11 protein-coding genes are annotated in these 13114 nt (G+C 43.5%); 4 read left to right on the top strand and 7 right to left on the bottom strand.

Annotated features, from left to right (window positions below):
• Positions 1-39: 39 nt before the first annotated feature.
• Both KXD93_RS26735 and KXD93_RS26740 read right to left on the bottom strand, forming a co-directional pair.
• Entirely contained in the window at positions 40-345 is a 306-nt protein-coding gene (locus KXD93_RS26735; RefSeq protein WP_258140599.1) for a winged helix-turn-helix domain-containing protein, read from the bottom strand.
• Entirely contained in the window at positions 342-962 is a 621-nt protein-coding gene (locus KXD93_RS26740; RefSeq protein ID WP_258140600.1) for a hypothetical protein, read from the bottom strand. The genes KXD93_RS26735 and KXD93_RS26740 overlap by 4 nt, the downstream gene beginning before the upstream one ends.
• Before the next feature lie 124 nt (positions 963-1086).
• Between KXD93_RS26740 and KXD93_RS26745 the strand changes: the two genes are divergently transcribed.
• Positions 1087-1803 (top strand): hypothetical protein, encoded by a 717-nt coding sequence (locus KXD93_RS26745; protein ID WP_258140601.1) that lies wholly within the window; start codon positions 1087-1089, stop codon positions 1801-1803.
• 148 nt (positions 1804-1951) lie between these two features.
• Here KXD93_RS26745 and KXD93_RS26750 read toward each other — a convergent pair whose 3' ends face one another.
• The 5 genes from KXD93_RS26750 to kbl form a co-directional block, all read right to left on the bottom strand.
• Positions 1952-2533 carry a TetR/AcrR family transcriptional regulator gene (locus KXD93_RS26750; RefSeq protein WP_258140602.1) on the bottom strand — a complete coding sequence of 194 codons (582 nt, stop codon included), beginning with the start codon at positions 2531-2533 and terminating at the stop codon, positions 1952-1954.
• A gap of 94 nt (positions 2534-2627) precedes the next feature.
• A complete protein-coding gene (locus KXD93_RS26755) occupies positions 2628-3038 on the bottom strand; it encodes a Rieske (2Fe-2S) protein (RefSeq protein ID WP_258140603.1) in 411 nt (136 codons plus the stop codon).
• The gene (pheS, locus tag KXD93_RS26760) at positions 3035-4069 is read right to left on the bottom strand and encodes a phenylalanine--tRNA ligase subunit alpha (protein WP_258140604.1); all 1035 of its coding nucleotides are present in this window, start codon (positions 4067-4069) and stop codon (positions 3035-3037) included. The genes KXD93_RS26755 and pheS overlap by 4 nt, the downstream gene beginning before the upstream one ends.
• Positions 4069-4233: a DUF6364 family protein gene (locus KXD93_RS26765; protein WP_258140605.1), complete on the bottom strand. Its 165-nt coding sequence runs from the start codon at positions 4231-4233 to the stop codon at positions 4069-4071. The genes pheS and KXD93_RS26765 overlap by 1 nt, the downstream gene beginning before the upstream one ends.
• A 143-nt stretch (positions 4234-4376) precedes the next feature.
• Positions 4377-5567 (bottom strand): glycine C-acetyltransferase, encoded by a 1191-nt coding sequence (gene kbl, locus KXD93_RS26770; protein ID WP_258140606.1) that lies wholly within the window; start codon positions 5565-5567, stop codon positions 4377-4379.
• A 173-nt stretch (positions 5568-5740) separates the two neighbouring features.
• On the opposite strand from kbl, the gene trhO reads away from it, so the two are divergent.
• From trhO to KXD93_RS26785, 3 genes are all read left to right on the top strand, one after another.
• Complete coding sequence (gene trhO, locus KXD93_RS26775) at positions 5741-6700, top strand: oxygen-dependent tRNA uridine(34) hydroxylase TrhO (RefSeq protein WP_258140607.1); 960 nt, start codon at positions 5741-5743, stop codon at positions 6698-6700.
• Positions 6701-6908: 208 nt separating this feature from the next.
• Positions 6909-9797 carry a triple tyrosine motif-containing protein gene (locus KXD93_RS26780; protein ID WP_258140608.1) on the top strand — a complete coding sequence of 963 codons (2889 nt, stop codon included), beginning with the start codon at positions 6909-6911 and terminating at the stop codon, positions 9795-9797.
• 271 nt (positions 9798-10068) lie between these two features.
• Entirely contained in the window at positions 10069-13110 is a 3042-nt protein-coding gene (locus KXD93_RS26785; protein WP_258140609.1) for a SusC/RagA family TonB-linked outer membrane protein, read from the top strand.
• Positions 13111-13114 lie beyond the last annotated feature (4 nt).

The following is a 13114-nucleotide window of genomic DNA, read 5'->3' on the forward strand; positions in this document are numbered from 1 at the left end:
TAAAAGTACTTTGTATTTCAAAGTTATTGGGTAAAAAAATTAGCTCTTCTTCTGTTGTTTAATTAATTGCTCCAAAGCATCCAGGTGCTGCTTGAATGCCTTCCTTCCATTTTCTGTAGCTTCATAAGTGGTATTAGGCTTGCGGCCCAAAAATGATTTGTGTACAATGATGTATTCCTCCTTCTCCAGCGCCTTAAGGTGCGAGGCCAGGTTACCGTCGGTAGTGTCCAGCAGTTCCTTAAGCGAATTGAAGTCATAGCGGTCATTTACCACCAGCACGCTCATGATCTGTAACCTCAGGCGGTTTTCAAACGCCTTATCTAATTTTTCAAAGGGGACTTTCACCTATCGTATTTTAAGTACATCAGGCTGCCATACACAATATGCAGCACACCAAAACCAATGGCCCAAAATAGTAAACCATATCCGGGCAGGCAAGCGGCAATTAAGCCCAAAATAATTTCGCACAAGCCAAGGTATTTTACCATGGTAAAGGTGAAATTGCTTGCGCCAACCAGCGAGAGCCCGTAGAAAATAAGTGAGGTTGGCCCCACAATGCCATAATATCCCCTGAAAATAAAGATGAGGATAACAATGCCACCGGTAACCAGCGGCGTAGCCATGTGAAACAACAAAGCCCGGCTGGTTTTACCCCAAACCGGTTGACCTTTCCGCTTTGCCTTTTTTGTGGTCAATATTACCCCGGTGATCACCGAAAGCAACAAGGTAAGCGATGCAATTGCGATCAGGTCATACAAAGGCACCGGGTCCGTATGCAGGTTTAGCGACGTGTAGATCCTGGAGCTTCCGCTGTAAACTATGCTGTAGGCAAGGCCTGCCGCAATCAGTGCGTAGATCCCCGCCAGTATGCCTGACAATCCGCTGAGGGAAATGAATTTTGAGGATCGCTCCATCAGGCTGCGGATGGACGCCAGCTCGTTTTGAATTTCGTTTTCTTCCACTTGAAAGCACTTTGTTATTCAAAGTAAATAATAATTATTTGATTGTGCAAATTTTATTTTATTTCTAGAACTTAAGACTTACGAAGTTTTAAAAACTTCGTAAGTCTTTGCTAGATTTATAGCTATGAAATCTGATCTGGATGAACTTATTGAATTATTGGAAACGGAAGCTAAAGTAATAAAAGCCTGTATCAAGGAGAACATTGAAGAATGGGATTACCAAATAGCCCATCATAATTCGCGCGCACTTTTTAAATTGAATCAAAAATTAAATGTGCTTCATAAGATGAAAGATCCATTGTATGAGGAAAAGAGGAATTTAGAACGTATGATCATGATTCATGAAAAACACATCAAACTGGACGCGAACACTGGAATTGTCGATTATTATCTAGAGTTGCTGGAAGAAGATAAACGCAAGTTGCAAGGACTAAAAGATCAAAAAAGTGTTCCAATCTATGATGATCAAAAAATAGATGACGCATTGTTTAGTGTTTGGGCGGGTATTTATAAGGGTTTTACCCTTTACCTTAACAAAGAGGGTAATTTGGCTATAACTTTTGAATCAGTAGAGGAAGAGGTAATAGATATTTCTGTCACCGTAAAATCAGTGTTCAACGTTGACTATTTTTTTGGTGATGACGACGAAGAGGACAATCCTTTGAATTTATTCAAAGGATTGGGTTTCATGTTGAACGATGTCGGTAATAGGCTGGTCTACAAATATGACATGGGAGATTTTAAAGATGCCGGTGAAATTAAGATACTGCTTTCAAGGCTTGTGTATGACGTTTTTACATATGCTGAATTGGATAAGCCGACAAGGTTGATGTATTTTTAAGTATTTCCTTCATCTGAATCAGAATTTGCAGAATTAAAGAATTAACAGAATCTTATCCGCGTTATTTTGAAAATTTAAAAATTCTGTAAATTCTGATTCAGACAAAATTAAAAAATTCCGAAATCGAACATCCGACTTCCGAAATTCCTCAAATTGTTATCGCCGCTTTAACCAAATAAGGCAGGATCTCCTTCTGGAAAGAAACAAAATTCTTCCGTACGTCACTGTCGCTTACCGAGGTAAAGGCAAAGCTGAAAACGATACTTTTGCTGCACTTGATTAAAAAGCGCAGGCGTTGCAGGTAATTTTCCTGCCGACGCAGATCGGTGAGTTGGGAGAATGCACTCACCAGCATTTCCTCCAGCTCGTTGGAGAGGTTTTTCAGAAAGTCCTGGGAGTTTGTTGATTCGCGGATAAAATCCCAGCCGATGAACTCGTTACACACGGTGTAGCTGAGGCGGCAGGTTTTCATGATGAGGATATTTAGATGGGCCTCCTCATCCATTTCGGGCGTATTGCTGTGGATCAGCTCATCGACAGAAACTTTGATATAGTCCATGAGCAGGGAGTGTAAAACATCCTCCTTGCTTTCAAAATATTTGTAAATAGTGGCCTTGGCAATTTTGGCCCGCTTGGCAATTTCGTTTACGCTGGTTTTATGATAACCGAATTTCCGGAACAGGTCTTGCGCTGCCCGCTTAATGCTTTCTTTTATTTTATCGGCTTCCATGTATCAATTAGATACAAATATCTCAAAATTACTGACATTTGAAGCATGTGATTTGAGTAATCTGCTTCCCAAGACTTTTGAAATTACACTATTATTAATTTGATACGTAAATCTCGTTCTGACTTACTTGTACATAATATGACCGTAACGATTTGGTTGCAGGCGCCTTTACAGGCGATCCATCGCTCATGGAAAACATGGCGCCGCTTACAGGATCAGTAGCGGTAAAGCCTGAAGGATCAACGTTTACCGCATTGTGTTGCGCTGGGTTAACGGTGCTGCAACGATCATAAGAGGCATAGGTACCATCGGGCTCACGGTATATAATTAAGCCCGCCACACCACCGCCGACTAACACAAACCCGCCACGCGCATTAAGCGCAGCCATGCGCGGGTCAGTGATAGACGCGCTGAAATTTACAGGAACACTTGGAACTACATTCCCGCTTTTACCGCATGAAATAAATGCTAGGGGGATAATGGCAAGCAGTAATAGTTTCTTCATATAATATCCGACTGGAATTGCTTTAGAAAACGAACATCGTTTTCAGAGAATAAACGCAAATCACGTATCACATATTTTAAGTTCGCAATTCTTTCTATTCCCATCCCAAAAGCAAAGCCGGTAAATTTGGCGCTGTCGATGCCGCAGTTCTCCAAAACGTTCGGATCAACCATGCCACAGCCTAAAATTTCCACCCAGCCGGTGTATTTACACATGTTACAGCCCGAGCCGCCGCAAATGGTGCATGAAATATCCATCTCAGCAGATGGCTCGGTGAACGGGAAGTAGGAGGGGCGAAATCGCACCTTGGTACCATCGCCGTAAAGCTCCTGCACAAAGTGGTAAAGCGTTTGTTTTAAGTCGGAGAACGAAACATTCTCGTCTATATATAAACCTTCCACCTGGTGAAAAAAGCAATGTGCACGTGCAGAAATAGCCTCATTACGGTAAACCCTGCCCGGCATAATAGCGCGGAACGGTGGTTTGCCATTCTCCATCATCCTAACCTGCACGGATGAGGTATGCGTACGCAGAGCAATATCGTCCTTACCATGGTTTTTCTTGATAAAGAAGGTATCCTGCATATCCCTTGCCGGGTGTTCCTCAGGGAAATTCAATGCCGAGAAGTTATGCCAGTCGTCCTCAATCTCCGGCCCTTCAGCCACAACAAAGCCCAGTCGTTTAAATATATCGATGATCTCGGTACGGATTAACGACAAAGGGTGACGTGAGCCAACGGCAAAGCCATCACCGGGAAGGGTGAGGTCAAGTCCTAAGTCTTGAGTCTTAAGTCCGGAGTCGGTTGATTCTTTTAATTCTGTATATTTTGCTTCGGCCAGTTGTTTGAACTGGTTAAGCACTTTGCCGAAGGTTCGTTTCTCTTCAGGGCCAACAGTTTTAAATTGCTCAAACAGGTCCTTAATAATACCCTTGGTGCCTAAAAATTTTATCCGGAACGCTTCCAGTTCATCTGCATTTGCTGGTGAAAAGGCGTTGATCTCGGCTGTATATTGATCTATTTGGGCTTGCATTATGATACTTTCTTTAATTTGCGTTCTGCTTCTTGTTCTTTTGCGATAATTTCTTCAAAGATATTTTCTACAAATTGCGAAGCTGTTATTTTTTGCGCTTTGGCCTGCGCTTTTATATATTTAATGGTTTCTACAGGTAAAGTCAGTGTTAGTCGCTTTTTCATAAAATTATATAAGCTGACAATTTACGAAAAATTTAATAATTATGTCATTGCGAGCGAGAGCGCGGCAACCTCGTCGCCATGCACTGGCGCCATTCCACGGTGAGGAGATTGCTTCGTCGTTCCTCCTCGCAATGACAAGAGCGTTATTTTATCACTCCCAATTCTTTCCCAACTTTGGTAAACGCTGCAATAGCTTTATCCAAATGCTCAGGTTCATGCGCTGCAGAGATCTGTACCCTGATCCTTGCCTTGCCCTGCGGAACTACCGGGTAGTAAAAACCGATCACATAAATACCCTCATCCAACATCTTGGCGGCAAATTCCTGTGCAAGCTTAGCTTCATACAGCATAACCGGAACAATAGGGTGTACACCCGGCTTGATATCAAAACCAGCTTCGGTCATTTTTTGGCGGAAGTATTGGGTATTGCTTTCCAGCTTATCGCGCAGGTCGGTGGTTTCGCTTAGCATGTCAAGCACGGCTATTGAAGCGCCGGTGATTGATGGCGCCAATGTATTTGAAAACAAATATGGCCGCGAACGCTGGCGCAGCATATCAATAATCTCTTTACGACCACTTGTAAATCCACCCGACGCACCGCCCAATGCCTTACCAAGGGTACCGGTGATAATATCTATCTTACCCATTACACCCTTATGCTCATGCGTACCCCTGCCGGTTTTACCCATAAAGCCGGAGCAATGGCTCTCATCTATCATCACCAAAGCGTTGTATTGCTCGGCTAATGCGCAAATTTTATCAAGCTGTGCAATGGTGCCGTCCATACTGAACGCGCCATCGGTAACAATGATCCGGTGACGGCAGCCCGCAGTGATCTTTAATTTCTCCTCCAGGTCGGCTATATCGTCGTGCTTGTAACGCTGGCGCTGAGCCTTGCACAAACGCACGCCGTCGATAATTGATGCATGGTTCAGCTCGTCAGATATAATTGCATCCTGATCATTAAATAAAGGTTCAAACACACCACCGTTGGCATCAAATGCAGCGGCATATAATATGGTATCCTCGGTTCCTAAAAACTCAGCGATCTTTTTCTCTAAGGTTTTGTGTATGTCCTGCGTGCCGCAAATAAAGCGCACGGACGATAAACCATAACCATGCGTATCCATGGCCTCTTTTGCTGCCGCGATAACCTTTGGGTTGTTTGATAAACCTAAATAGTTATTGGCACAAAAGTTTATAACCTCTTTACCGCCCTGCACGGTGATATCCGCACCCTGCGGCGAAGTAATGATCCGCTCGCGTTTATATAAACCGGCATTTTCAATATCGGCGAGCTCCTGTTGCAGTACCGGCTGTAGTGTGTTGTACATAATGAGTCAGTTATTATAGGGTGCAAAATTAGGCATTTGAGGTGAAAGCTTAAAGCCGAAAGCTAAAAGCTTTTAACTAATGCAGGCTTTAAGCTTTATCCTTTCAGCTTTCAGCTCTTTTTTTTACATTTGCACCTCATTTAACACCGTTTGCAGCGGTATCAATGAATGTTATGGGAAAATACAACACACTACTGTACTATTGTTATTCAACAATAGCCGATGCGGAGCAATTTGCCGCTGATCATTTAAAATTCTGTAAAAGCCTGGATTTGGCTGGTCGCATAATAGTGGCCGAAGAAGGATTGAACGGCACTGTTTCAGGTTCGCCTGAATCCTGTAAAATCTACATGGATACCCTGCATGCCGATCCGCGCTTTGCAAATATCGATTTTAAGGTGGATGAGGTAGATACGCCCTCGTTTGTAAAAATGCACGTGCGCTATAAATCCGAAATTGTGCATTCAGGCCTGCGCGACCCGAATATCATCAATCCGCAACAAAAAACCGGCAAGCACTTGGAGCCAAAGGAATTCCTTGCGATGAAGGATGCCGAAGATGTGGTGATATTGGACGTTCGTTCAAACTACGAGCATAACCTGGGCAAATTCAAAAACGCCATCACGCTGGATATTGAGAATTTTCGCGATTTTCCGGCGATGATCAACGAGCTGGCCCAATACAAGGATAAAAAGGTGATCACCTATTGCACTGGCGGCATCAAATGCGAAAAGGCATCGGCGCTGTTATTACACGAAGGCTTTAACGATGTATACCAGCTGCATGGCGGCATTATAAAATACGGCAAGGAAGCAGGAGGGGAGGACTTTGAAGGCAAATGCTATGTGTTTGATAACCGCCTTTCTGTCGATGTAAACAGCGTGAACCCGGTGGTGATCTCAACGTGTTTAAACTGCAGCAAAACCACGCCGAAAATGATCAATTGCGCCAACCCGGAATGCAATGAACATTTTACCCAATGCGATGAATGCGGCGAAAAAATGGAAGGCTGCTGCAGCGATGCCTGCAAAGAGCATCCGCGCAAACGGGTTTACGATGGTACCGGTTATTATGTAAAGATCCCGCAACCGGTTAACACCGCAAAGAAGACAAAGGTTCAGTTGGCTGAATAATTTGTGTTAATTTTCTATCTTCACATCGTCATTGCGAGGAACGAAGCAAACTCTGCTTAGGACAAATCAATTACCCAAATGTTTTGGCGATACTAAAGCCGGCGGTTTGGCAGCTACATGGCTTGCTAGTCCTTGATTTGCATGTGTAGGGTTTGCTTCGTTCCTCGCAATGACGCTTGGCTAATTTGCCGTTGTTTCATATAATCCTATGCGTAAAGCGCTACTATTATTTTTTTCCTTATTTATATTTATCGCATGCATCCATGCTGCCGATATCAAAAGCATCGGCGTGCCTTATGTGCAAAATTATACCAAGGCTTTATACCAGTCAGGAAATCAAAACTGGTCTATAACCCGTGACGAGCATGGCATTATGTACTTTGGTAACTCCGAGGGCCTGTTAACGTTCGATGGTAAATACTGGCAATCGTATCCCATGCCCAACGGCCTTATCGTTCGCTCAGTAGCTGCGGATGGAAGGGGTAAGATCTATTCAGGCGGCTTTGGTGAGTTCGGTTACTGGGAAAACAATAAAAATGGCTCACTTAAATATCACTCTCTTACACAGCTTGTCCCTAAAAAATATCAGCCCATAAACGAAGAGATCTGGAAAATTTATGTAGATAACGGCAGGGTTATCTTCCAGTCGTTTGGCTCTATTTATATTTACAGCAATGGCCGGATAGATGTTGTTAAAGGAGTCAACCCGTTTCTATTTCTTTATAAAACAAATAACCGCTACTTTATCGAGGAAGTAAATAAGGGGCTTTTTGAACTCATCGGAAGCAAGCTTGAGTATATAGCAGGCAGCGATAAAATGGGCAACAGCGGTGTTTTATCCATACTTCCAATGCCGGGCAATAAATTCCTGATCGGCACTGCGCGTAATGGTTTGTTTATGTACGATGGTAAACAAATTACCGAATGGGCCAACAGCGCTAACGACTTTTTAAAAACCTTTCAACTTAACAACGGCGTGTCGCTGTTAGGTAAGTACATTGCCTACGGCACCATTTTAAATGGTGTTATTATAATTGATACAGCCGGCAACGTGGTACAGCACATCAACAAGTCGAGCGGGTTGCAAAATAATACCGTGCTAAGCCTGTTTATCGATAGCGAACAAAACCTGTGGGCGGGTCTGGATAACGGCATCGACCGTATTGAGGTGAATTCGCCCCTTTATTTTTATTTCGATAAGAGCGGCCGCTTCGGCACAGTTTATTCAAGCATTATCTATAACAACAAGATCTATCTCGGCACCAACCAGGGATTGTTTTACAGCGATTGGGTAGAGAATGGCAACAAGCGGCTGTTCCAGTCGTTCGATTTTCAATTGATCCCCGGCTCACAGGGGCAGGTTTGGGAGCTTTCCCTGCAGGATGGTAAATTGCTTTGCGGACATAACACAGGCACATTCCAGGTAAACGGGAGTACTATCTCCCGGATTACGGGCATCAGCGGTGGCTGGACCATAAAGAAGCTGAATACCAGTCAACTGATCCAGGGAACCTATACAGGCCTGGTGTTTTATAAAAAGGATAATGCTGGTAACTGGCTGTTCGATCACAAACTGGAAGGCTTTGGTGAGCCGTCGCGCTATGTGGAGCCGGATATCAAGGGGCAGATCTGGGTGAGCCACGCCTATAAGGGGATTTATCGTGTAACACTAACTGGCAATATGAAGGCCGCCGCCGCCGTAAAATATTACGACAAGCGTTCAGGCTTGCCGGGGAGCTATAACATCAACGTATTTAATCTTGATAATCGAATCGTCTTTTCTTCCGATTCCGGATTTTATGTTTATGATGACATCAGCGACCGGTTTTCAAAATATCAGCAGCTTAATAAAATGCTGGGCAGCTTTTCGTCATCAAACAAAATAATACCGGCGCTTGGAAAAAGATACTGGTTTATTAATCATGGCAGGGTGGCACTGGCAGATTTGTCGGTGCCCGGGCGAATGAGCATCGATTCCAACCGGTTTAATATCCTCGACGGCCGGATGGTTAAGGACTATGAGAACATCAGTCGCATAAACAGCTCTATATACCTGATAAGTGTAGACGATGGTTTTGTGATTTTGAACGATGAGGACGCCCTGCAGCAAACCAGGATCAAATTACCAAAGGTGCTGGTAAGGAGAATTGAAAATATAACAGATCGTATAACTCCAATAACCGATAACGGCAATCAAAATGATATCGAGATTCCGTACGCCCAAAACAACATCCGGATTTCGTATTCGCTGCCATTTTACCGGCAGGAAAAGGTACGGTTTCAGTATTATCTTGACGGCTACTCCAGGCAATGGAGCGACTGGACCACGCAAACGCAAAAGGAATTTACCAACCTTAACCAGGGAGCCTATAGTTTTAAGATAAGGGCAAAAATAAACGAGGAAAACGTGTCGCCGGTAACTACGCTTACCTTTACCGTACTATCACCATGGTATGCAAGTAAAATAGCCATGTTGTTTTATGTGCTGGTTGTTGTGCTTGCTTATGTTTTGGCAACCCGGTATTACAGGTTAAAGCTAAAAAGGCATCAGCACCATATCCACGAAAAGCTGCAGAAGGAGAAGGAGGAGTTTTTGAAGCAGGAGGCCATTATAAACGAGCAGGAAATTGTAAAGATAAAGAACGAGCAGCTACAGGCTGACCTTGCCAGCAAAAGCCGCGAGTTGGCCAACTCGGCTATGAACATTGTTTATAAGAACGAGCTGCTGCAAAAAATAAGCGAGGAAATGACCCACCTGAAGGACAGTAGCGGAAAGCAACTGGCAGAGGAGCAGCTGCGCCGCATTCAGAAGGTAATTGACGAGGGCATGAGCGACGAGCGCGACTGGAACATATTTGAAAGCAGCTTTAACGAGGCTCATGAAAACTTCTTCAAAAAATTAAAGTCGGGCCACCCTGACCTGGTACCCAACGACCTTAAACTTTGTGCCTATTTAAGGATGAATATGAGCAGTAAGGAAATGGCCTCGTTGCTGAATATTTCTCTCCGCGGGGTCGAAATCCGCCGTTACCGGCTGCGTAAAAAGCTTAACCTGGAACATGATAAAAACCTGGTTGAGTTTCTCATTGAGCTTTAACACTACATCATTACCTCTCATACCTGTTTTTAAATGTAGTACCTTGTTACATGCTAATGTAGTATGTTTGTGTTACATTATGTCCGCGTAATTATCTTATTAATAGGTGTTTATAAAATTAAAATCATTTCGGTGAGCAAGTGGAAATGGGAGTGATGTAATAATGTAGAGTTATATAATTTGTTATAATTGTATTATCTCACCAACTTCGAACTGCAAAAAAGACCAATTTTTTTTAAACCAATTTTTCTTAAAATTTCAATTAACCACTATGAAGAGAATTTTTACAATCTCAGGGTTAGTACTATTTTGTTTTCTTTTTATTAATGCTGCATTTGCACAAACCGCTGTAAAAGGTACAGTAACTGATGCAACTACAGGCGAAACACTTATAGGTGTCAGCGTATCAATAAAAGGAACAACATCCGGTACTCAAACCGACGTAAACGGAACCTACACACTTACAGCTCCCGCAGGCGCTGTATTAACATTTACATACATCGGGTATACCACCCAGTCAGTTCCGGTAAATGGACAAGCCTTACTTAACATTAAGATGCTTGCATCAGCCAGTCAGCTCGACCAGGTAGTTGTTATCGGTTACGGTGTTCAGCGCAAAATTGACAACACAGGTTCGACTGTTGCAGTTAAAGGCACCGAAATTGCAAAGCAGGCGTCAACCAATCCGTTGAGCGCATTGCAGGGCAAAGTTCCCGGCGTTAACATTATCAACAGTGGTTCGCCGGGTTCAAGCCCGCAGATCAGCATCCGTGGTTTAGGCACCGTATACGGTAACGTGAGCCCGCTGTTTGTTGTTGATGGGGTTTGGTACAGCGATATCAGCTTTTTAAATAATAACGACATCGAGAATGTTACTGTATTAAAGGATGCATCAAGCACCGCTATCTACGGTATTCGTGCCGCAAACGGCGTAGTATTAATAACCACCAAACATGGTGTGAAGGGCAGGACTGTGATTAACTACAATGGCTACGCAGGCTGGCAGTCAGTTACCAACCAGGTGAAAATGGCAAACGCTACTGAATACGCTACTGCTATTAATGAGCTGGTTGTTTACAATAACAATATTGGCGATCCGGCTGATGCAAAACCGCCATTGTTTGCTAATCCGGCAAGTTATGGAAAAGGTACTGACTGGTATGGCCAGATCTTAAGAAATGCATTTGTGACAAACCACCAGGTTTCGATAAGCGGTGGCAATGAAAAAACAACTTATGAATTGTCATTTGGCTATTTAGACCAGGACGGCCTTGTTCGTAATAATAATTACAAACGTTATACGCTTCACATTTCAAACGACTTTACTCCAGTTAAAGCTTTGAAAATTGGCTACAGCGCAAATGGATTATACAGCATATCGAATGACCCTCCGGGCGGAATTTTCCACCAGCTATTTTCAGCTTCGCCTACCTTGCCTGTTTTTTATGCTGATGGCAAGTACGGTGACCCTGCTGATTATGGTACAGGTAACGGTAATAACTTTAACCCGGAAGCTACACTGGATTTTAATAACCAGCGGTCTGTTAATCATCGTTTAACCGGCGATGTACACGCAGAATTATCAATCCTGAAAAACCTGAAGTTTAAAACCAGTTTTGGTGGCGACATTGGCCAGGCAGAATCCCGCGGATTTACGCCTATATATTCAGCAACAGCAGCTCAGAATAGTAAAAATACGAGCTTAGATCTTGCTCATACCGAAAATCGTAACTGGATCTGGGAAAATACACTTACTTATGATTATAAGTATAAGGAACATAAATTAACCGCTTTGGTGGGCTATAGTGCACAGAACAACAGTGCATACCAGCGTACAGCAAGTGCCGATAATGTTCCCTACGCAAAAAATGGTAACATGTACACTTCCTTCCCGGCAGGCGATTCTGTTTCATATGCAAGGGATGCCGGTGCACAGATCCATAACCGCGCGCTATCACAATTTGCCCGGGTAAATTATTCGTTTGCAGACAAATATTTATTAAACGCTTCTATCCGTCATGACGGAGCTTCACAGTTTTATCCAAACCCCTACGGTTGGTTCCCCTCGGTAGGCGCGGGTTGGGTTGTCACCAATGAGTCGTTTATGAAGAGTCAGCACTTTATTGATGTATTGAAACTTCGCGGAAGTTTTGGTAAGGTTGGTAACTCGGTAGTACCGATAAACCCATCGGTACAAACGGTAGCGGCCGACCCATACCTAACTGCTATTTTCGGAGGTGTACCTGTACAGGGCGCCAGCATAAATTCAATTGTGCCGCCGGTTACAGTTTGGGAAAAGGCACAGGGTACCGATGCAGGTCTTGAAGCCGGATTTTTAAATAATAAACTGACTTTTGAGGCGGATTACTACATCAGGAAAACTGAAGATGCGATATTTGCCATACCTGTTCTTGCGTCAATTGGTACCAATAGCGGAAGCCTTATAGGTAACCAGGCCAGTATTCAAAACAAGGGCTTTGAATTTTCATTAACATGGAAGGATTCGCCAAACAGGGATTTTTCTTATTCTATTAGCGGTAATATAGGCGTAAATGCTAACAAGGTACTTACCGTACAAAGCGGTAAAAACCCGATATATTCAGGTGGGAACGGCATTGCCAACGGTAACCTGGCTACACGTACCGTGGTTGGAGAGCCAATTGGTGAATTTTACGGATACAAAGTTACCGGCATATTCCAAACCAAAGCACAGGTTGCTGCATCAGCTCAAAAAGCTACCACTGCACAACCAGGTGACTTTATTTACCAGGATACAGACCACGACGGCTCAATTACAAGCAAGGATCGTGTGGTATTAGGCAACCCGAATCCCAAGGTGAACTATGGTTTTAACACCTCGTTCACTTACAAGCAATTTGATTTGGCTATCGACATGCAGGGTGTTGCCGGTGTTGATGTTTACAACGCAAACATTGGCTACCGTTTCGGCAATGAAAACTTTACCCAGGATTTTTATGATCACCGCTGGCACGGGGCAGGTACTTCAAATACCTATCCGTCAACCTTTGTAGGTGCGAATGATAACTCTAAGCCAAATTCATTCTTTGTTGAGAGCGGCGCTTACTTCAGGGTGCGTAACGCACAGTTAGGCTATACGTTGCCAGGCAATTCGCTTAAGAAATATGGCGTGCAAAAAATAAGATTTTATGCCAATGCCCAAAATGCCATTAACATTTTTGGATACAAAGGTTTCACGCCAGAAATTGGCGGTGGCGTAGGATCACTTGGCATTGATGACAGCGTATACCCGCTGTATGCAACCTATAATTTTGGTGTTAACGTTACTTTTTAATTTA

The sequence above is a fragment of the Mucilaginibacter phenanthrenivorans genome (genome assembly GCF_024721155.1).
Taxonomy (GTDB): Bacteria; Bacteroidota; Bacteroidia; order Sphingobacteriales; family Sphingobacteriaceae; genus Mucilaginibacter; species Mucilaginibacter phenanthrenivorans.